Here is a 22,467-nt window from a genome sequence, read left to right as displayed (position 1 = left end):
TCAACCGAAGATCATTTGGCGACAGACTTTTTGACAGGCTAGTTGTTGCAGCTGTGTCCTATAGACCGGCGTTTCAGCACAGAACCTATGATTGAAGAAAATCACTCAGTTGAGGATAATCATATATAATAAAGTGTCCAATACCGCCAATTCAGTAGGACGGCACAGTGGAGGAAGAACACGAAACCCAGCGACATCACTGTAAAACACGACCATGTTTTCATTGTCCTTCCGATTACTGCTAACCTCGTCGACTGGCGCAGGTGAAAAATAGGAGGGAAGAAATGGACACTAATCAAATAGGCAAAGCCAATAGCCAGCCAAAAACCTTTCATTCTCGTCAATGGAGAATGTACGACGTCAGAAAAAATCCACGTATAACCATACAATAGAACGAGATCGGTCAAGATAACTCCCCCTTTGAGCAGATTACCGTTTCGATTACTTAATTCATGTACCTGAGATGACATCAATTATAAATTTCTGTTAACTTGTTTTTATTTTACTCTCTAATTTACCTTGAAAATACAAAGTATTGACATCTCTTCTGAATCAGATCAAGATTCCAGTGTTTTCATGCCTCTATGAAATCCCATCGATTACAACCCTACAAAGTTAATAAAAAATTGTAATAATCCACCAATTCTCCTTATTTTTCTACAAGTCATCAATAAGATAACATCCCTATGAAAAATATACCAACAAAAGAAGCAGGCTACTCATAAAGTTGGAATGGACATACAGACCGTTTGAGGACCATCGATAAAACGATTCGAATGAGAGACACTCGACTGATTCGATATAGGAAAAGCAGTATTGATTTTCCATCACAGTATTTGATTATCAATTACTTTGCAACTGTTCTTAATATCTAGTCTGAATAACGCTATACCACAATATTCCTAAACGCTATTACTACAATACACCTAAATTCTATCCCCCCATATTAATAAGGTGATTTACCAGGCCGATAATACCCAATGCAAAGTTCTACACCCTTCTACCGTCAAGACTTTGTCAATAAAGGCAATTCGACACCAACTGTTTTTATCACTTCTCTAATTCCAGAAGGAGAACTTTAAGGAAGAAGCAAAGGCAGACGTCTAAAGAATCTAATTCCGGTCTATTTCATTACGCGACAGAAGATAGACCGTCCTTCGAATACAACTGTCCTCATCGGTATTTTACCAACACTCCAGGTTTATCCATCTTCAACAGATCAGCCCATCCTGCCAAGACAAAACATCCAAATACAAAAGGCAGATGGTCTCAAGAAGGATAAAAGAGACTTAAGGAAAAGCACTATCCTTAGACAAAAAATTCTTAATTCATTTGGGATTTTAAAGATTTAGCTCTATCTTTGCAATCGCTATGCAATCAATCAGCATGGCAAAAAGCGGCAATAGCTCAGTTGGTAGAGCGCGACCTTGCCAAGGTCGAGGTCGCGGGTCCGAGTCCCGTTTGCCGCTCACATTCCCGATTCCGGGGGCCGCAATGGTGGAATTGGTAGACACGAGGGACTTAAAATCCCTTGGCCAGAAATGGCTGTACGGGTTCGAGTCCCGTTCGCGGCACTTCTAAAATCAATTTTGAGATCCTTGCTTTCAAGAATCAGTGAGGGTAAATACATGAAACGAGCAGCATACACCCTTTTCTCTATCCTGATATTTTTACTAACCTCTTGTGGAGTGAGCAAAGGGCACTTCAAACTTGAAGGGCAGATACTTCACATGAATCAGGGTGAATTGTACGTTTACAGTCTAGATGGGGGCACCATAGGGATGGATACCATCAAGATTCAAGGCGGCCGTTTCGCGTATGAGATTCCACTGAAAGACGATGCAATCTTAATGCTTGTCTTTCCTAATTTTTCCCAACAACCCATTTTTGCACAATCCGGGAAATCCGTAGAGATTGATGCCGATGCTTCCAAACTCAAAGAGATGGAAGTGAGCGGAACCAAAGACAATAAGTTGATGACTGATTTCCGGAAAGAGATTGAGAATGCCTCACCACCCCAAGCCAAACATTATGCGGAGCAGTTTATCAAGGACCATCCCACTTCTCAAGTCGGCACCTATCTTGTCCAGAAATATTTCATTCAGGACCAGCAACCTGACTATACCAAGGCCATAGCTTTGTCAGATCTGATGCTTAAGGCACAAGGAAAGAACGGGACACTCGTCCGTATCAGGGAAAAGATCAGAAGTATAGAAGCTACTCAGACAGGGCGTCGCCTTCCAGTCTTTAAAACTGTAGACATGAACGGCAAGCCTATTTCCAGTGCTGACCTTACCCATTCACCTTATGCTATGATTATTGTCTGGGCGACCTGGAACGACCAAAGCCAGCAGATTCTGCGCCAAGTCAATGATTTCCGGCGTCGCAGCGGAGGGAAGTTGCAAGTTGTCAGCATCTCTGTGGATGCCACGAAACAAGACTGCCTGAACACCCTGAAAAATGACACGATCCAGTGGTCTAATATCTGGGACGGAGAACTGTTGGAGAACAAGACCCTGAGAAAATTGGGACTCACCAATGTCCCCGACAACCTGCTACTCCAACGGGGACGCATCATCGCACGAGGCATCAAAGCCAGTCAGATGAATGCCCAACTGGAGCATTTGGTGAGATAAATTCCGGTTAACCGGAAAACTCTGCAGAAAACACATCGTAACCTTATATCTATGCTTATAAAAACATTCTGTGCCGCAGTCAACGGTCTTGAAGTGACTACGGTAACAATTGAAGTCAGTATCACAAGAGGAGTACAGTTTCATCTCACAGGTCTGGGAGATGAAGCGGTCAGAGAGAGTCGTGACCGGATAGCAGCAGCTATGCAATACAACGGATTCAAGTTTCCTATAGCAGATATCACCGTCAATATGGCTCCGGCAGACTTGAAGAAAGAAGGCAGCAGTTTCGATTTGCCCTTAGCTATCGGCATCCTCGCCGCCAACGAGAACATGACAGCCGACCGACTGAATGACTATATGCTGGTAGGAGAATTGAGCCTTGACGGGAAACTTCAACCTGTTAAAGGTGCCTTACCTATTGCCATCAAGGCCAGAGCAGAACATTTCAAAGGACTGATCGTCCCTCGTCAGAATGTCATGGAAGCAGCGGTCGTCAATCACCTTGATGTCTATGGCATGAGCAATCTCGTAGAAGTCATCCGTTTTCTCGACGGTCAGGACACCTGCGAACCCACAGTCATCGACACACGGAAAGAATTCTATGACAACCAGAGCCATTTCGATCTTGATTATGCGGATGTACGCGGGCAGGAAAGTGTCAAGAGGGCATTGGAAGTAGCAGCTGCAGGTGGGCACAACCTCATTATGATCGGTCCTCCCGGGAGCGGCAAATCCATGATGGCAAAGCGTCTGCCCTCTATACTTCCCCCATTGTCGTTGACAGAAAGTCTGGAGACCACTCAGATTCATTCCATCGCCGGAAAACTAGGTCAAAGAGTATCCCTCATCTCCCAGCGGCCTTTCCGCGCGCCCCACCATACCATATCTGAAGTCGCCCTTGTAGGAGGAGGCACAAACCCGATGCCCGGAGAAATCTCCCTCGCCCACAATGGCGTACTCTTCTGTGATGAACTGCCGGAGTTCAACAAGCACACCTTGGAAGTCCTGAGACAACCTCTGGAAGACCGGACGATCACGATCAGCCGTTCCAAGTACACCATCACCTATCCCTGTTCCTTCATGTTCGTGGCGAGTATGAACCCCTGTCCTTGTGGCTATTATGGAGATCCGACACATCACTGTGTCTGCACGCCCGGACAAATCCAGCGCTATATGAACAAGATCAGCGGTCCACTCCTCGACCGCATTGACATCCAGTGTTCCATCACTCCCGTTCCTTTCAAGGAGATCAGCAAAGCGGCACCGGGAGAGCCTAGTGCGGAAATCCGTAAACGAGTCATCGCAGCCAGAGCGATACAGACCGAGCGTTTCAAGAATCTCAACGGCATCCATTGCAACGCCCAGATGAGCGAACGTCAGATCCACCAGTATGCCGAGCCCGGAGAAGAAGGCCTGACCTTACTGCGTACGGCGATGGAGAAACTCAGTCTCAGTGCCAGAGCCTATAGCAGGATATTAAAAGTCGCCAGGACCATCGCCGATTTGGCCGCCAGTGAAGTTGTACTGCCGGAACATTTGGCAGAAGCCATCTCCTATCGGGAACTGGACCGGGGAGACTGGGCAGAAAGAGCTTTTCGCACAAGAATTTAGCAGTGTGCAACAGGTCCGTCAAAAAACAATCAAATTATTTTGTTCTCCGCCCAATTTATAGTAATTTTGCACAAAACAGTAAAAAACAATAAGTTAATGGAAGAAAAGAAATTCAAGCGCACCCTCGTGACAGCTGCACTGCCTTATGCCAATGGTGGTGTGCATATCGGCCATTTAGCCGGTGTCTATGTTCCAGCTGACATTTATGTACGGTATCTCCGCCTGAAGAAGCAGGATGTCTGCTTTATCGGAGGAAGTGACGAGCATGGCGTCCCCATCACTATCCGTGCCAAGAAAGAAGGATGCGCCCCTCAGGATATCTGTGACCGTTATCATAAACTGATCAAGGATTCTTTTCGTGAATTCGGTATCAGTTTTGACATCTACAGTCGTACGACCTCAAAGATTCACAACAAGTTTGCGAGTGATTTCTTCAAGAAACTATACAATGACGGCAAATTGATCGAGAAAGAGAGCGAGCAATACTACGATGAAGAAGCTCACCAATTTCTCGCTGACCGCTATATCATGGGCGAATGCCCCCACTGCCACAACAAGAATGCTTATGGTGACCAGTGTGAAGTCTGCGGCAGTGACCTGAGTCCTATGGAACTCATCAACCCGCACTCCACGATCAGTGGCAGTAAGCCCGTCCTCAGGAAGACCAAGAACTGGTATCTGCCCCTCAATGAATATCAGGACTGGTTGAAGAAATGGATTCTCGAAGGCCATAAGGAATGGCGTTCAAATGTGTACGGACAATGCAAGAGTTGGCTGGACATGGATCTTCAGCCACGTGCCATGACCCGGGACCTAGACTGGGGTATACCGGTGCCTGTCAAGGGAGCCGAAGGAAAAGTTTTATATGTTTGGTTTGACGCCCCTATAGGCTATATCAGCAATACGGTAGAACTCTGTCAGAACGAACCTGAGAAATTCGGGAAATGGGAAACATGGTGGAAGGATCCGGAAACCCGACTGGTCCATTTCATCGGCAAGGACAATATCGTCTTCCACTGCCTGATCTTCCCGACGATGCTGAAGGCCCACGGCGGATATATTCTGCCAGACAATGTACCGGCTAACGAATTCCTGAATCTGGAGAATCAGAAGATCTCCACTTCCCGCAACTGGGCAGTCTGGTTGGATGAATACCTGAAGGATTTTCCCGGCAAACAGGATGTGCTGCGCTATGTCCTCACTGCCAATGCACCGGAAACGAAAGACAACAACTTTACCTGGAAGGATTTCCAAGAGCGCAACAATTCCGAACTTGTCGCCATCTATGGCAATTTCGTCAACCGTGCCCTCCAACTGACCAAGAAATACTGGAATGGCGTAGTCCCGAAATGTGGGGAGCTACAGGATGTCGACCAAAGGGCCATCAAAGAATTCAAGGATGTTCAGGAGAAAGTGGAAGGGTATCTTGACCACTTCAAATTCCGGGAAGCCCAGAAAGAGGCAATGAATCTGGCCAGGATCGGCAACAAATACATCACAGAGTGCGAGCCTTGGAAGGTGTGGAAGAAAGACCCCAAGCGCGTAGAGACAGTCCTTTACATCTCCCTGCAGTTGGTTGCCAATCTCGCCATTGCTTTCGATCCGTTCCTGCCTTTCTCTTCCGAAAAACTCCGTAAGATGATCGGTATGGAGCACTTCGAATGGAATCAATTGGGCAGTACGGACTTACTGAAACCCGGTCATCAAATTGGAGAGATCCAACTCCTCTTCGAGAAGATCGATGATGACGCCATCAATGCCCAGTTACAGAAATTGGAGGATACCAAGAAAGCAAACGAAGCCAGCACCTACAAGGCAGAGCCTATCAAAGCGCCCTGCTCTATGGATGACTTTGACAAACTCGATATTCGTGTGGGACATATCAAGGACTGTCAGAAAGTCCAGAAATCCAACAAACTCCTCCAGTTTACCATTGATGACGGACTGGGCAAGGACCGCACGATTCTTTCAGGTATCGCAAAATACTACAAGCCCGAGGAACTGATCGGCAAAGACGTCCTCTTCATAGCCAATCTCCCTGCCCGCAAGATGATGGGCATCGAAAGTCAGGGCATGATCCTTTCCGCCCTCGATGCAGACGACAGCCTTGCCGTCACAAGCGTCTTGGGGAAAGTCAAACCCGGCAGCAAAGTTTGCTAAGTTCTTTAGACCAATAATAAAGAAGGAGAAGTCAATTTTATACTTCTCCTTTTATCTATCAACCTTAAACTGTATAATCTAGAAATTCATACCTCATGAAAAAAAACTTATTTTTCGGCGCATTTATCCTTTTCGCACTTTCGTTGCAGGCACAGACTGCGAGGAAGATGACTCTGAATATCATCACAGACGGAGCCTCCACATTGACCTGCTATCTGGCAGACCGGCCTACAGGAAGGGCCGTTGTAGATTGTCCGGGAGGAGGCTATGTAGGACTTTCCATGGATAACGAAGGTCATAACTGGGCTTCCTTCTTCAATCAGAAAGGTATCAGTTATTTCGTCTTGAAATACCGCATGCCTAAAGGGAACCGCAATATACCCGTCAGTGATGCAGAGAGCGCCATGCGCCTCGTCAGAGACTCGGCCGACCGATGGAAGATCAACCCCTATGATGTCGGGATCATGGGATTCTCTGCCGGCGGACACCTCGCCTCCACCATCAGCACACATGCCAGTTATGCCCTCCGCCCTAACTTCTCTATCCTGTTTTATCCGGTAATCACCATGGGCAACGGCACCCACCAAGGTTCAAGAGCTAACTTCCTCGGAACTACCCCAGACGAATCCGCCATTACCAATTTCTCAAATGAGAAACAAGTCCGGTCAGACCTGACTCCCCCCGCCGTATTGCTTCTCGCCAACGACGACGATGTGGTACCACCCGTAGAAAACAGCATCGCCTACTATACCGCAATGCGGAAAGCCGGCAATGACTGTTCGCTCTACATCTATCCTACAGGTGGTCATGGGTTCGGCTTCAATCCACAGTTTACTTATCATCAGCAGATGCTGGAAGACCTTTCACAGTGGTTGTCGACACATCCCAGTCCCAAACTTAGTGCTATAAGAGTAGCCTGCATAGGCAATAGCATCACCCACGGTTCAGGCATCGATATGAATACTGAAAGAGGTTACCCGGCCTGTCTGCAGAAAGACTTGGGAGATAATTATCTTGTAAAGAACTTCGGTGTGGGTGCCCGAACAATGCTGAATAAAGGCGACCATCCCTATATGAAAGAACTGGCATGGCAGGACGCCCTGGCCTTCAGACCAGGAATTGTCATCATCAAATTAGGGACGAACGACTCCAAACCGGAGAACTGGAAATACGGACGAGAATTCCGGCAAGACATGCAAGAGATGATCGACTCACTCAAAGCCCTTCCGAGCCATCCGAAAATCTATCTCGCCACTCCTATCCCCGCTTTCAAGGCAAGTTGGAACATCAGCGACAGTGTGATCGCGAAAGGCATCATCCCAGTCATCCGCAAGTTAGCAAAAAAGAACCGTTGCCAAATGTTAGACCTTCATACAGCCTTTGCCCCCTATGCAGGTCTGATGCAACAAGACGGCATCCATCCTACGGCAAAAGGAGCTTCAAAATTAGCGGAAATCATAGCAACGGCACTGAAGAAATAAAACTCACCCTTCAACAATCTAGTGGTGTCCCCCATACGGATCACCACATCAAAAAAGGCGGATCACAAAAATCCGCCTTTTTTAATAAGATGCCTGATATCCAGGCATCCTTGAAAGTTACAATTAATAGTTGTCAGCAGCAATCTCAAAGAAACTCTGAGGATGACCGCATACCGGGCAAACGCCAGGAGCCTTAGGTCCTACAACGATATGTCCGCAGTTACGGCATTTCCAGATCTTATCACCGTCTCTTGAGAAGACAATGTCATGCTTTACATTTTCCAGCAGTTTCAGATAACGCTCCTCATGATGCTTCTCGATGGCACCTACCATCGCAAATTTTGCAGCAATCACATCGAAGCCTTCTTCACGAGCCTCTTTGGCCATACGAGGATACATATCAGTCCACTCATAGTGTTCACCGGCGGCAGCAGCCTGAAGGTTGTCAGCAGTGGCTTTCCAGTCTCCGCCCTCAAGGTATTTGAACCAAAGTTTGGCGTGCTCTCTCTCGTTATTAGCAGTCTCTTCGAAAAGAGCAGCAATTTGTTCATAACCGTCTTTCTTAGCTTTAGATGCAAAGAAAGTGTACTTGTTTCGTGCTTGTGATTCACCTGCGAATGCATCCTGCAGGTTCTTCTCAGTTTTAGTCCCTTTTAAGTTTTTCATAAAGCTTTTGTTAAATTATTACTGTGTCCCCAATATCAGGGACATATGCAAATGTATAAATAAAAATGTAAAATTCCAAAAAGAATCTGTATAATATTTAATACTTTTATAATTACAAGAAGAAGTAGAAGTTCTATCCTGAAAGATAGGAGAACTATAGTTTAAAAGTCATTCTATACAGAGGCATCCGGCCCTTGTAAAAGAAAGGCTCCACGAAAGGTTTTCGCGGAGCTTTATCTTCAGCATTCTATCTTCATGAAAGAAGATGGAAAGATTTATTCTTCCTGTTTTCCGCTATCGTTTTGAGGCGTCTCATTATCCGGAGTTTCCTGATGATCATGATGCTCAAAGCGGCGGTGCTCATGATAATTGCGACGATCATGGTCATGGTCACGGTCACCGAACTCACGGCGAGGACGGCGCTCACGCTCTACCCAGCCTTCAGGTTTAGGAAGCAAGGCCCGATGGGAAAGTTTATACTTGCCCGTCTTGGAATCGATGTCAATCAACTTCACCTTGATCTTGTCACCTTCATGAATACCGGCATCCTCAACCCTATCCAGACGTTTCCAATCAATCTCAGAAATGTGGAGCAGTCCGTCCTTGCCCGGCATAATCTCTACGAAGCAGCCATAAGGCATGATCGAGCGGACAGTGCCTTCATAAACTTCGCCAACTTCAGGGATAGCGACGATAGACCTGATTCTTGCCAAAGCAGAATCAATGCTCTTCTTATCAGGTGCAGAAACCTGGATATGTCCTTTACCGTCAGATTCGTCAATCGTAATCGTGGCACCGGTCTCTTCCTGCATCTGCTGGATGATCTTTCCTCCAGGGCCGATCACTGCGCCGATGAATTCCTTAGGAATATCGAAGGCCTCAATACGCGGCACCTGAGGTTTCAGGTCTTTCCGAGGCTCAGGCATCGTCTGCAGCATCTTCTCGAGGATCTGCTCACGCGCACCCTTAGCCTGCATCAAAGCTTCTTCGAGGATCTCGAAACTCAGACCGTCACATTTGATATCCATCTGAGTAGCCGTCAGACCATCTTTAGTACCAGTTGTCTTGAAATCCATATCGCCCAAGTGATCCTCGTCACCGAGAATATCAGTCAGAATAGCATACCGGTCACCGTCTTTGATCAAACCCATGGAAATACCGGAAACCGGTTTTTTGATAGGCACTCCGGCATCCATTAAAGCAAGCGTACCTGCACAAACAGTAGCCATTGAAGAAGAACCATTGCTCTCCAGGATTTCAGAAACAAGGCGAACGGTATAAGGGAAATTCTCAGGTATCTGATCTTTCAGAGCGCGCCAAGCCAAATGACCGTGTCCGATCTCCCGGCGTCCGACGCCCCTTTGAGCCTTTGCCTCGCCTGTACAGAACGGAGGGAAGTTATAGTGAAGGATAAAGCGCTGATAGCCCTTTTCCAATACATTGTCGATCTGCTTCTCGTCCATTTTGGTACCCAGCGTACATGTGCTCAGGGACATTGTCTCACCACGCTGGAAGATAGCACTTCCATGAGGCATTGGCAGTGGAGAAACCTCGCACCAAATAGGCCGGATCTCATCCAAGGCACGACCATCCATACGTTTGCGTGTATCCAAGACACTGTTGCGCATGGAATCACGCTGTACATCAGCGAAATAGCGGTCTATTTCAGCATGCTTCTCATTCAGATCCTCCTCAGAGAGATCAGTATGGGCAGCATCATATTCAGTTACAAAATCAGTTTTGATCTTATCGTAAGTCGTCTCGCGATGCTTCTTGTCTGCATCACTAGCCTGAGCCTCAGCATAGCATTTGTCATAGAGTTCATCCTTGACTTGTTTGCGGAGGTCCTCATCATTGGTCTCGTCACAATACTCCCGCTTGACATCAGTCCCAAGTTCTTTAGAGAGCTCTTCCTGAAGTTGGCACATCGGTTGGATGGCTTCCTGAGCAGCCTTGAGCGCACCGATGAGATCCTGTTCAGAAACCTCATCCATCTCGCCCTCGACCATCATGATATTATCCTTTGTAGCGCCTACCATGACATCCATGTCCGATTCAGACATCTGCTGGAAGGTAGGATCGATGACGTATTTACCGTTGATCCTGCCGACACGAACTTCAGATATCGGGCATTCGATAGGAATATTTGAAGCAGCCATTGCTGCCGAAGCAGCGAATCCTGCCAAAGCATCAGGTTGGTCGACATTATCAGCCGAGAAAAGTATCACCTGCACATACACTTCGGTATGAAAATCAGAAGGAAATAGTGGACGAAGGACACGGTCCACAAGACGAGAAGTAAGAATCTCACTGTCAGAAGCTTTACCTTCACGCTTGGTAAAGCCACCAGGGAAACGACCTGCGGCAGCATACTGCTCGCGATAGTCCACTTGTAAAGGCATGAAATCTGTTCCAGGTACTGCTTCTGTGGCTGCACAAACCGTTGCAAGCATCACGGTATTGCCCATCCGAAGGACAACGGCGCCGTCAGCCTGCTTTGCAACCTTTCCGGTTTCAATTGAGATGGTCCTGCCATCTGGCAATTGAACTGTTTTCGTAATTACGTTCATCTAAAATTTAATACTTTATTGTTTTGACTAACATCTAAAAACTTTACCAAAGCGTTTCTTCAGTAAAACCGAAGCAAAGTTACCTAATTTATTACTGAATCACGAAAAAAAGTGCATTTATTTATATTTATTATCGGAAAAGGGCATTATGATTTGAGGACAAACTGCTTTAAAGGCTTTTTCGTTAAGGGAGAAAGAAGGACTGTGGAATCATTTTCCAAAGAAAATCCAATTCCAGAAAGAACAGTCCGGTATCCTATCCTTTCGATATCTGTCAAAAATGCAGGAAATAATTTTGTGTTTTGCCGTATTTACACTAAATTTGCACATATCTACGACTCTAAAGAGGAGTCAGGGAAGAAATCACAATACAACCGGAAAATGAAAATATCAAAACTATTCGCTATCGCCCTCATTGGATCAGCGTTGGCTGCCACCTCTTGCTCTAACAAGAAATTCCACATCGAAGGCAATATTACAAACGCAAAAGATTCCATATTGTATTTAGAAAATATTAGTTTGAACGGACCTGTGAAAATCGATTCCGTCAAACTCGATTCTACCGGAAACTTTGATTTCGCGGAGAACGCCGCCGACTCTGTATGCCCCGACTTCTATCGCCTGCGCATTGCAGGCCAGAGCATCAATCTCTCTATAGACTCCACCGAGACCGTTACGGTTACTGCAAAATGGCCTTTCATATCTACCCAGTATAAAGTCCGCGGATCAGCTGACTGCTCGAGGATCAAGGACCTCTCCCTCATGCAAATGCAACTGCAGGCTAAGATCAATGCCATTGCACGCAACCCTTCTTACGGCATCGACTCCTCTGAAGTGGTCATCGGGAATATCATTGAGGCTTATAAGAACAAAGTAAAACTCAATTATATTTTCAAGGAACCGATGAAGGCTTCTTCCTACTATGCGTTGTTCCAGACCATTCAGATTGGCGGACAGAACACTCTGATCTTCAATCCTCAGGCTTCCAAGGCAGACGTACAGGTCTTCGCTGCCGTAGCAACGAGTTGGGATACATTCTATCCAGGTTCGGTACGAGGCAAGAACTTGCATCAGATAGCCTTGCAGGGAATGAAGAACATCCGCATTGTTGAAGCCCGTCAGTCACAAAGTCTGGCTGCCAGTCAGGTATCCAATGCAGGCCTCATCGACTTAAAGTTGACTGACAACAAGAACCAGGAGCGGACCCTCTCCTCTCTGAAAGGTAAAGTTGTCATGCTCGACTTCCATCTATTTGCAAGTGATCAGAGCATGCAGCGGATCATGTGGTTGAGAAGCCTTTACAACAAATACAGTAAAGAAGGATTCGAAATTTACCAAGTATCCGTAGACCCTGACGAGTCTTACTGGAAGCAACAGACGGCATCTTTACCGTGGATCTGCGTGCGTGACGAAGGAGGCGTACAAGGGCAAAGTCTCCAACTGTACAATGTCCAGACGATTCCGACCTACTTCCTCATTGACCGGAACAATGTCCTCCAGAAACGGGATGTACAGATCAAAGATCTCGACAAAGAAATACAGGCACTGCTGAAATAGTCATCCGCTATCAGCATGCCAGACCTAATATAACTATCATGAACAAACGAACACTATTGGCAATTGCTCTCGTCACGATGATGACGGGAGCAAAGGCGAAGGTCAAACTCCCCCACTTGTTAGGAGACGGTATGATCCTCCAGCAACAGACAGACGCCCGCCTCTGGGGATGGGACACACCGGGAAAAAGCATTCAGGTCTCAGTATCCTGGAGTTCCATGAACTATACGGCAAAAACCGGCAAAGACGGAAAATGGTCTCTGACAGTAAAGACACCGCCGGCAAGTTATACCCCACTCTCCATCACTTTCAACGATGGGGAAACAACTACCCTACACGATGTTCTTTCAGGAGAAGTGTGGGTCTGTGCCGGCCAGAGCAATATGGAGATTACGCTCAAAGGATTTGACAACTGTCCTGTAGAAGGCTACAACCAAGCTGTAGTGGAAGCATCCGAGAACAAGGGCATTCACTATGTCAAGATTCCGAGCGTGATGAGCATGAAACCTCTGGAAGATGCCAACTGTTCATGGGCAACGATCTCCCCTAATACGGTCGCAGATTGTTCGGCAGTAGGGTACTTTTTTGCTAAAGTTCTCAATAAAACTTTGAAAGAACCAGTGGGACTGATCATGGCAAATAAAGGAGGTACCCGCGTGGAGAGTTGGTTGGATGCCTCCAACCTGAAGAAATACACCAGCGAGAGTCTGGATTCGATGACCAATGTCCGCAAATACTCCAAGAACGACTATCTTCGGCCTCTCGTATGGGGAAACGGTACATTTTCGCCTATCCTGAACTATACTGTAAAGGGGATACTGTTCTATCAAGGATGCTCCAACGTAGGGAGTTCTCCCGAGCAATATACCCATCTGCTTGAGATCCTCGTCAGCCAATGGCGCCGGGATTTCCGTGCCGACAACATCCCCTTCTACTATGTACAGATTGCCCCCTATTACTATGGTGATCCCAAAGGGGACGCCGGTGCAAAACTCCGTGAAGCGCAATGGAAAGCCTCCAAGGTCATACCTAACAGTGGAATCGTATGCATTGACGACTGTGTCTATCCTTACGAGAGTCAGCAGATCCATCCCTGCCAAAAGAAACCGGTGGGAGAAAGACTGGCATTTCAAGCCCTGAACAAGACGTACGGGATGAAAGCTATTTGGTGTGACAGCCCGGAATTCAAATCCATGAAGATCAGTCATGACACCTGCTATGTCCATCTTCAGAATGATTACGGAGCGATCAGCCGCTATGAAGACTTGCAGGGCTTCGAGATGGCAGGATCTGATCGGATATTCCATCCGGCACATGCAACTTATTATTGGACTAAGGGGATCATCCTCACCTGTCCGGAAGTCAAGGCTCCTGTAGCTGTCCGCTATGCTTTCCGTAACTGGGGGTACGGCAATGTCAAAAATGGCGCCCTCCTCCCCTTGTTCCCTTTCAGAACAGACAACTGGTAATCCGTCCTTCAAAATTCTAACACAACATGCATCCTTTAGACAAATTCAAATTCTGCCCCGTATGTGGCTCTGACCGTTTCAATATTCAGGACGGAAAAAGCAAAAAGTGCCGGGACTGTGGATTTGAGTATTTCCTTAATCCGAGTGCCGCAACTGCAGCTTTTATCATTAATGAAAAAGGCGAAATCCTCGTCGAAAAGAGAGGACGTGATCCGCAAAAAGGCACGCTGGACCTTCCCGGAGGATTTACAGATATCGGGGAAACGGCAGAAGAAGGGATAGCACGTGAGATCAAGGAAGAAACCGGATTGAAGATTACTTCAGCCCGGTATCTTTTCAGTTTGCCTAATATCTATCATTATTCAGGGATGGATATTTCCACCCTCGACTTCTTTTTCAGATGCACGGTCGACGACTACCAAAAGGCACAAGCCAATGACGATGCAGCCGAACTGATGTGGGTCTCTCTGACAGATCTGCAAACTGAGAAGTTCGGACTTCAGTCCATCAGAAGGGGTGTAGACCGATTCCTGAAAAACCCGGAATAACCTTAGGCAAACATTCTATCCATCACCGAATATTTTCACTTCTTTATTTCATCGTTTACCTCATCAAGTCAACTTGATGGTGGATACCGGTATCGCCTATAAGACAAGGCCTACTGTATCGTATCAACATCTGTTCCAAACCTAAGGACATCCCGTTATCTACCCATGGTACACACGTTCCTATACCTTTGGGAACCTTCTTCATATAACCTTGGGAACAGTCTTCATATACCTATGGAACAAGGTGCTCAAAACCTAAAAGGCCCGGGGTTCCAAACCGATGTAAGACTGAACATATCGTTATAGTGCCGGTTAGCAGCAGGCAGCGGAACGACTCGGAAAAGCAAATAAAGATGCCATAGACCACCGGTCTCACGACTGGAGACCATGGTCGCTATGACGGTCATGCCGCTTTCAAGGGCGTATGAATAGTGAATTGCATCCGGTCTGTCAGGTTTGAGAAACAGACTCTGCTGCCTAGACCTTGAAAAGAGAAGACCAAATCCATCTGTTTACAGACAGAATCCTGCGGACATTACCTTTCCCTTACAAAAAGTTAAATGCTATAAATTACACCTAAAAACATTAAAAAACAGAAAAATAATCTTATACAATAAGGTATAAGCCAAAACTTTGCTTACTTTTGCGCCCAAATAAACTGTGTCCGCAACTGACTTCTATTCAAGACTGTTCAAGACAACCTTTTGATTTCAATAGAGGGTAAACCGGTGATAATCATGCCGGTCATTCTGAATTCTTTTCTGAAGGAAAGACGGTTAAGATAGAGGTAAGGTGAGTGTAAAGGTCATTCAGGCCCACTACCCGCACAGCCTTTAAAAACCAATAAAGAGCGAGATATGCAAGAAAATCTGGTTATCGTCGAAAGTCCTGCCAAGGCCCGGACCATCGAAAAGTTTTTAGGAAAAGACTATAAGGTAATGTCCTCTTATGGCCATATCCGGGACCTTAAGAAAAAAGAACTCAGTATAAACAAGAATACGATGGATCCTACCTATGAGATTCCACCGGAAAAGAAGAAACTGGTAGCAGACCTGAAAGCCAACGTCAAGAATGCCAAAAAAGTTTGGTTGGCATCTGATGAGGATCGCGAAGGAGAAGCCATCTCATGGCACCTCTGTGAAGTCCTGGGGCTGAACGAAGCCAAGACCAGCCGCATCGTGTTCCATGAAATTACCAAACCTGCCATCATCGAAGCTATCCGACACCCTCGGCATTTGGATATGAATCTGGTCAACGCCCAGCAGGCTCGTCGTGTCCTCGACCGCTTGGTCGGTTTCAAACTCTCACCCGTACTTTGGAGAAAGGTGAAGCCGGCACTGAGTGCAGGTCGTGTACAGAGTGTTGCGGTAAAGTTGATCGTAGAACGCGAACGGGAGATTCAGAAGTTTCAGTCGGAACCTTATTACCGCGTCAATGCGATCTTTGCGCATATCAGTCAGGACGGCAGCGCTTCCGAAGTAAAAGCCGAACTGAACAAGCGTTTCAAGAGTTATGACGAAGTCATAAAATTCCTGAACCTGTGTAAAGAGGCTGCTTTCACCGTAGAAAACGTTTCCAAGAAACCCCTGAAACGTACGCCGGCACCACCTTTCACAACTTCCACCCTTCAACAGGAAGCTGCCAGAAAACTCGGTTTTACTGTCAGTCAGACGATGATGGTCGCCCAGCGGTTGTATGAAAGCGGACAGATCACCTACATGCGAACCGATAGTGTCAATCTCTCCAGCCTGGCCATTAACACCAGTAAGGACGAGATCATCAAACTCTATGGGAAAGAATACAGCAAGCCCCGCAATTACGTCACTCATTCCAAAGGCGCGCAGGAAGCTCATGAGGCTATCCGACCGACTTTCATGAGTAAGACAGAAATAGAAGGCACCTCACAGGAACGCCGCCTCTACGACTTGATCTGGAAACGTACGGCAGCCTCGCAGATGGCAGATGCCAAGATCGAGAAGACGACAGCAGGGATTGCGATCAGCAATACAAGTGAGAAATTTGTCGCCAATGGAGAAGTCGTCGCTTTCGACGGGTTCTTGAAAGTTTATCATGAGTCTACTGATGATGAAGACAGCAATGCCGAAGATTTCGTTCACAGCCTGCCGGTCATGAAGACCGGTGATCAGTTGGAGCGTCGTGAGATTGCAGCCACCCAGCGTTTCTCCCAGGCACCGCTACGCTATACAGAAGCCTCCTTGGTCAAGAAACTTGAGGAACTGGGTATCGGCAGACCTTCCACCTATGCACCGACCATCTCTACTATCCAGCAACGCGGATACGTACAGAAAGGCGATCAGCCGGGCAAGGAACGCAGTTATACCATTGACACCCTGAAAGGCCTGCAAATCACACAAAGGAAAAAGACAGAGATGACCGGGTCAGAAAAAGGCAAACTCGTTCCTACTGATGTAGGCATCGTCGTCAATGATTTTCTGATGAAGAACTTCCCGGACATCATGGATTATAATTTCACGGCTAAAGTGGAACAACAGTTTGACCGTATCGCTGACGGCAAAGAAGAATGGCATACGATGATGAAGGACTTCGACAAGAAATTTGAGCCTACCGTCACGGAAGTCATGAATGCCAGAAATGAGCACAAAGCCGGAGAACGGCAATTAGGCGTAGATCCGAAAAGCGGGAAACCTGTCTTTGTCAAAATCGGCCGCTATGGTCCTGTCGTGCAGATAGGCTCTGCGGAAGATAAAGAGAAACCCCGTTTCTCCCAGATCCCCAAAGACAAGAGTATGGAAACACTCACACTTGAAGAAGCGCTAAAACTCTTCAAACTGCCGCGTGAGGTAGGTGATTATGAAGGTACTCCTGTCACCATCGGTGCTGGCCGTTTCGGACCTTATATCCTTCACAACAAGAAATATGTCTCCATTCCAAAGACTGACGATCCTTTGACCATGACCCTCGATACGGCTATCCAACTCATTGAAGCTAAAAGAGAAGCCGAGAAAAAGCGCCATCTCAAATCTTTCGATGATATTCCAGACTTGGAAGTGCTCAACGGCCGCTATGGCCCCTATATCTCATACGAAGGAAAGAACTACCGCATCCCTAAGACGATGCATGACCAGGCTGCAGAACTGACCTCCGATCAATGTATGGAGATCATCAAGAATGCGCCTGAACCCCGCACGAGAACCAGGAAAGTCCGGAAATAAATGCCATTCGAAGATTGCAAAGAAGATCAGGGCAGGCAAATGAAAAGAATCATCATTATCGGGTACATGGGTGCCGGCAAGACAACAGTAGGAAAAGCACTTGCCGGTCAACTGAACCGTCAATTCTACGATCTGGACTGGTACATTGAGAGCAGGATGAGGAAGACGGTCAAACAACTCTTTGACGAACAGGGCGAGGCCGGTTTCCGCCAGATCGAATACAACATGCTCCACGAAGTGGCGGAATTCGATAATGTCATCCTCAGTTGTGGGGGCGGCACGCCTTGCTTCTTCGACAATATGGACTATTTGAACCGACAAGGGGAAACCGTCTACCTTAAGGCAACCCCTGAAGTCCTTTACGGACACTTGAAGATGGGAAAGACTGTTCGTCCGCTCTTGCTGAACAAGACACCGGAAGAAGTACAGGTCTTTATAAAGCAACAACTTGCAGAGCGTGAGCCTTTCTACCTGAAGGCTAAATATACGCTGGACGTGAATCTAATGAATAATTACGAAAAGATCAAAACAACTGTTGACCAGTTGAAAAAGTTGATCGGAATAGAAACAAAATAGCAGGGAACTATCCTGAAGACACCCTTTGAGGGCGGGATCCGTCAGAATCTGTAGAAGATTGACAGGGATTTTACCGGTATATATCATTTAATAGTATCAAAATCAGCAAATCTGATTTAAAAACCTTCTCTGTATAAATAATGAAAAAGTGGACGATTGAAGACTCAGAGGAACTCTACAACATCAAAGGCTGGGGAACCTCTTACTTCGGTATCAACGAAAAAGGAGATGTCTATGTAACTCCTTGTAAAGACGGCACGCAGATAGACCTGCGGGAAGTGATGAACGAACTGGCACTGCGCGATGTCACGGCACCTGTACTCCTCCGGTTTCCTGATATACTGGACAGCCGCATCGAAAAATTTGCCAACTGTTTCGCAAAATCGAAAAAAGAATACGACTTTAAAGGACAGAACTTTATTATCTATCCGATCAAAGTCAACCAAATGCAACCTGTCGTCGAAGAGATCATCTCTCACGGTCAAAAGTTCAATCTGGGACTGGAAGCCGGTTCTAAACCAGAATTGCATGCTGTCATTGCCGTGCAATGCCAAAGTGATTCCCTGATCATCTGCAACGGCTACAAAGACCAGAGTTATATCGAAATGGCCATGCTTGCCCAAAAGATGGGCAAACGCATCTTCATCGTCGTAGAGAAACTGAACGAACTCGATATTATAGCCAAGGTGGCTAAGGAACTTGACGTCAAGCCGAATCTGGGCATCCGCATCAAACTCGCATCTACCGGTTCAGGGAAATGGGAAGAGAGTGGCGGTGATGCTTCTAAATTCGGACTGACTTCTTCAGAGATTCTGGACGCTCTCAAGAAACTCGATGATATGGGACTGCACGACTGTCTGAGGCTCATCCATTTCCATATCGGCAGTCAGATCACCCGCATCCGCCGTATCCAAGATGCGCTTCAAGAAGCTGCACAATTCTATGTCAACCTGCACCAGATGGGCTATGACGTGGATTTCGTGGACTGTGGCGGTGGACTGGGTGTCGATTATGACGGCACGAGAAGTTCAAGCAGCGAAAGTTCTGTCAACTACTCCATTCAGGAATATGTCAACGACTGTGTCTACACCTTCGTGGAAGCTGCCAACAAGAACCAGATCGCCCACCCGAACATCATCACGGAAAGTGGTCGCAGTCTCGCTGCCCACCACTCCGTACTCGTCATCAATGTTCTGGAAACAGCTTCCCTGCCGGAAATGCCGGAAGAGTTTGAAGCGAAGGAAACGGATCACCAACTGGTCAAGGACTTGTACGACATCTGGGATAACCTGAATTCACATTCCATGCTGGAAGACTGGCACGATGCCGAACAGATCAGGGATGAAGCCCTAGAACTCTTTACCCACGGGATCATCAACCTGAAGACAAGGGCAGAAATAGAGAGTATGTACTGGAGCGTCTGCCATGAGATCAACAATATGGCCAAGACCATGAAGCATGTGCCCGACGAACTCCGAGGATTCGACAAGATCTTAGCTGACAAATACTTCTGTAATTTCTCCCTCTTCCAAAGTCTTCCCGACAGTTGGGCCATCGACCAACTCTTCCCGATCATGCCTATCGAGCGACTCAATGAAAAGCCCACCCGCAATGCCACCATTCAAGATATTACCTGTGACAGCGACGGAAAGATAGCCAACTTTGTCAGCAATGACCATATCTCCAATGTCCTTCCTTTGCATGCCTTGAAGAAAGGTGAACCCTATTATCTCGGCGTCTTTCTGGTAGGAGCGTATCAAGAGATATTGGGGGATATGCACAATCTCTTCGGAGATACCAATGCTGCCCATATCACTGTAAAGGACGGCCATTATAGCATCGACCAGATCTATGACGGCGAGACTGTCTCAGACGTTCTCGGATACGTTCAGTATAATCCCAAAAAACTCGTCCGGCAGTTGGAGCAGTGGGTCACCAAAAGTATGAAGGAGAACAAGATCTCCCTCAAAGAAGGCAAAGAATTTCTCAATAATTACCGTAGTGGACTCTATGGCTATACTTATCTGGACTGAAAATCTTCTAAAAGATGGAAAGATATGAATAAAGAACATCTGACAATCGTAAAAGTTGGAGGAGCCGTAGTCGAAGACAGCACCAAACTGGAAGAGTTCCTGACTGCCTTCACAGCTATTCCCGGACATAAGTTGTTAGTCCATGGGGGAGGCAGGAGCGCTACCAAAATTGCTTCCGCTTTGGGTATCCAAAGTAAGATGGTTGAAGGCCGCCGCATTACGGATGCGGACATGCTGCGCATCGTCACGATGGTCTATGGTGGTCTGATCAACAAGAACTTAGTGGCACAGTTACAGTCAAAGGGTGTCAATGCACTCGGTTTGACCGGTGCAGACATGGATGTGATCCGCAGTCACCGACGCCCGTTGGTCAAAGGCATAGATTTCGGTTTTGTAGGGGATATAGACACCGTAAACGGCTATAGCCTTCAGGCGCTCATCCGGCAGGACATCGTGCCTGTCATCGCTCCCATTACCTGCGATGGCAAAGGTCAACTGTTGAATACAAATGCCGATACGATAGCGGCCGAAACAGCCAAAGCGCTGTCTCGCTTGGAAGAAGTCACACTGATCTACAGTTTTGAAAAGAACGGTGTCCTCAGCAATCCTGACGACAATGACAGCGTCATTCCGGTTATCAACAGAGCCGCTTTTGACCGGTATGCAGCAGAAGGGACAGTCGCAAAAGGAATGGTTCCCAAACTCCAGAATGCGCTCGAAGCAGTGGACAAAGGCGTCAAGGAAGTGATTATCACCAAGTATTCTGCGTTAGATGGCCGGAAGGGAACAGTAATCAGGTCATAAGACCCTTTGCTGACTTCATTGTTCCCGCCTCAAGATGCCGGGATTGTTAACCAATATTAAATCTGAGAGAAAATTCCGCTTTACTGTAACTTTCAGATAACTGAGTCGTCATTTATTCAGAGAGGATGAAAAAGATTAGCTTTCGTAACGATGTGTTGCCGCTGAAGAATCAACTCTTCAGACTGGCATTGCGCATTACTCTCAACAGAGAAGAAGCGGAAGACATCGTCCAAGATACGCTGATCAAAGTCTGGAACAATCGGGATAAATGGGAAGAAATAGAATCTATTGAGTCCTATTGCTACACGATCACCAGGAATCTTTCTTTCGACCGCCACAAGCGACGCGAAAATCAGACGGCCTCTCTTGACGACAGGTTCAGCGAGCAAGCAGACTTGTCTTCAGATCCTTCAGAGGAAATGATCCGGATAGACCGGATCAAGAGTGTGAGACAACTCATCGACCAACTCTCGGAAAAGCAACGGACCTGCATACAGCTCCGAGATTTTGAAGGGAAACCTTACAAGGAAATTGCCACAATCATGGGCATAACGGAGGAACAAGTAAAAGTCAATATCTTCCGTGCACGTCAATTTATTAAAAGAAAATATCAGGAACTCGACAAATATGGACTATAAGTACATTAATCAACTTTTGGAACGCTATTGGAAAGGCGAAACTACTCTTGAAGAAGAGGAAATTCTCCGCGCGTTCTTCAGCCAGAAAGATGTTCCCGTAGAACTACAACCCTATCAGACACTCTTCTGCTATATGCAGGATGAGACGAAGAAAGACGTTCTAGGAGAAGATTTCGATGAGAAAGTATTGTCGAAGACGGAGGGTCCAAGGACGGTAAAAGCACGCGTGATCACGATGCACCAGCGCCTGATGCCCCTCTTCAAAGCGGCTGCCATCGTAGCCATATTACTGACACTGGGCAATGCAGCTCAGGTACCTTTCAGGGAAGCCGACAAACCGGCAGCAAACACGACAGGCCTCAAATCCGTAAAGGGAGCTTCTGTCGCAATGGGATTGGATACAGCGGTTATCGACAGCGTACAGCAAAGCAATGTCGTTCCGACATCCCCCACTCCCGCAGGTACGATACTCAAATAGAATTTTTCTATGCTTTCTCTATAAATATCATGTTTAGTTAAAACAA

The 22,467-nt window shown here is 46.8% G+C and carries 16 protein-coding genes and 2 tRNA genes; 15 read left to right on the top strand and 3 right to left on the bottom strand.

Features of this window, described 5'->3' with window-relative positions; translation table 11 throughout:
- Positions 1-119 precede the first annotated feature (119 nt).
- Positions 120-470, bottom strand: coding sequence for a hypothetical protein (locus tag NG821_RS07055; protein WP_252760954.1), 351 nt, complete (start codon positions 468-470; stop codon positions 120-122).
- Positions 471-1,396: 926 nt separating this feature from the next.
- Between NG821_RS07055 and NG821_RS07050 the strand changes: the two genes are divergently transcribed.
- From NG821_RS07050 to axeA1, 6 genes are all read left to right on the top strand, one after another.
- Positions 1,397-1,469 (top strand) — tRNA-Gly (locus NG821_RS07050).
- 19 nt (positions 1,470-1,488) lie between these two features.
- Positions 1,489-1,574, top strand: a tRNA-Leu gene (locus tag NG821_RS07045).
- Positions 1,575-1,628: 54 nt separating this feature from the next.
- Positions 1,629-2,636, top strand: a complete 1,008-nt coding sequence (locus tag NG821_RS07040; protein ID WP_252760953.1) for a DUF4369 domain-containing protein — start codon at positions 1,629-1,631, stop codon at positions 2,634-2,636.
- A 51-nt stretch (positions 2,637-2,687) separates the two neighbouring features.
- Positions 2,688-4,247 (top strand): YifB family Mg chelatase-like AAA ATPase, encoded by a 1,560-nt coding sequence (locus tag NG821_RS07035; RefSeq protein WP_252760952.1) that lies wholly within the window; start codon positions 2,688-2,690, stop codon positions 4,245-4,247.
- A 96-nt stretch (positions 4,248-4,343) separates the two neighbouring features.
- On the top strand, positions 4,344-6,407 hold the full coding sequence (metG, locus tag NG821_RS07030; RefSeq protein WP_252760951.1) for a methionine--tRNA ligase: 2,064 nt from the start codon (positions 4,344-4,346) through the stop codon (positions 6,405-6,407).
- A gap of 95 nt (positions 6,408-6,502) precedes the next feature.
- Positions 6,503-7,888, top strand: coding sequence for an acetylxylan esterase AxeA1 (gene axeA1, locus NG821_RS07025; protein ID WP_252760950.1), 1,386 nt, complete (start codon positions 6,503-6,505; stop codon positions 7,886-7,888).
- 123 nt (positions 7,889-8,011) lie between these two features.
- Here the strand turns inward: axeA1 and rbr are convergent, their stop codons facing one another.
- Both rbr and pnp read right to left on the bottom strand, forming a co-directional pair.
- Entirely contained in the window at positions 8,012-8,554 is a 543-nt protein-coding gene (gene rbr / locus NG821_RS07020) for a rubrerythrin (RefSeq protein ID WP_252760949.1), read from the bottom strand.
- Positions 8,555-8,829: 275 nt separating this feature from the next.
- Positions 8,830-11,124: a polyribonucleotide nucleotidyltransferase gene (gene pnp / locus NG821_RS07015; protein WP_252760948.1), complete on the bottom strand. Its 2,295-nt coding sequence runs from the start codon at positions 11,122-11,124 to the stop codon at positions 8,830-8,832.
- A gap of 381 nt (positions 11,125-11,505) precedes the next feature.
- Between pnp and NG821_RS07010 the strand changes: the two genes are divergently transcribed.
- The 9 genes from NG821_RS07010 (at position 11,506) to NG821_RS06970 (ending at position 22,421) form a co-directional block, all read left to right on the top strand.
- The gene (locus NG821_RS07010; RefSeq protein WP_252760947.1) at positions 11,506-12,681 is read left to right on the top strand and encodes a TlpA disulfide reductase family protein; all 1,176 of its coding nucleotides are present in this window, start codon (positions 11,506-11,508) and stop codon (positions 12,679-12,681) included.
- A 38-nt stretch (positions 12,682-12,719) separates the two neighbouring features.
- Complete coding sequence (locus tag NG821_RS07005) at positions 12,720-14,150, top strand: sialate O-acetylesterase (RefSeq protein ID WP_252760946.1); 1,431 nt, start codon at positions 12,720-12,722, stop codon at positions 14,148-14,150.
- Positions 14,151-14,176: 26 nt separating this feature from the next.
- A complete protein-coding gene (locus NG821_RS07000) occupies positions 14,177-14,698 on the top strand; it encodes an NUDIX hydrolase (RefSeq protein ID WP_252760945.1) in 522 nt (173 codons plus the stop codon).
- Between the two features lie 857 nt (positions 14,699-15,555).
- Positions 15,556-17,892: a type I DNA topoisomerase gene (gene topA / locus NG821_RS06995; RefSeq protein ID WP_252760944.1), complete on the top strand. Its 2,337-nt coding sequence runs from the start codon at positions 15,556-15,558 to the stop codon at positions 17,890-17,892.
- Between the two features lie 39 nt (positions 17,893-17,931).
- Positions 17,932-18,468 carry a shikimate kinase gene (locus NG821_RS06990; RefSeq protein WP_252760943.1) on the top strand — a complete coding sequence of 179 codons (537 nt, stop codon included), beginning with the start codon at positions 17,932-17,934 and terminating at the stop codon, positions 18,466-18,468.
- Positions 18,469-18,608: 140 nt separating this feature from the next.
- Positions 18,609-20,501: a biosynthetic arginine decarboxylase gene (gene speA, locus NG821_RS06985; RefSeq protein WP_252760942.1), complete on the top strand. Its 1,893-nt coding sequence runs from the start codon at positions 18,609-18,611 to the stop codon at positions 20,499-20,501.
- Positions 20,502-20,525: 24 nt separating this feature from the next.
- A complete protein-coding gene (gene argB, locus NG821_RS06980) occupies positions 20,526-21,305 on the top strand; it encodes an acetylglutamate kinase (protein ID WP_252760941.1) in 780 nt (259 codons plus the stop codon).
- A gap of 125 nt (positions 21,306-21,430) precedes the next feature.
- Positions 21,431-21,943 carry an RNA polymerase sigma factor gene (locus NG821_RS06975; protein WP_252760940.1) on the top strand — a complete coding sequence of 171 codons (513 nt, stop codon included), beginning with the start codon at positions 21,431-21,433 and terminating at the stop codon, positions 21,941-21,943.
- Complete coding sequence (locus NG821_RS06970) at positions 21,933-22,421, top strand: pyruvate ferredoxin oxidoreductase (RefSeq protein WP_252760939.1); 489 nt, start codon at positions 21,933-21,935, stop codon at positions 22,419-22,421. The genes NG821_RS06975 and NG821_RS06970 overlap by 11 nt, the downstream gene beginning before the upstream one ends.
- The last annotated feature ends 46 nt before the right edge of the window (positions 22,422-22,467 follow it).

Origin of the sequence: Segatella cerevisiae, from assembly GCF_024054555.1 — a bacterium.
GTDB lineage: Bacteria > Bacteroidota > Bacteroidia > Bacteroidales > Bacteroidaceae > Prevotella > Prevotella cerevisiae.
Note: the sequence above shows the minus strand (reverse complement) of the source record. Positions and strands in the feature narration are given on the sequence as shown.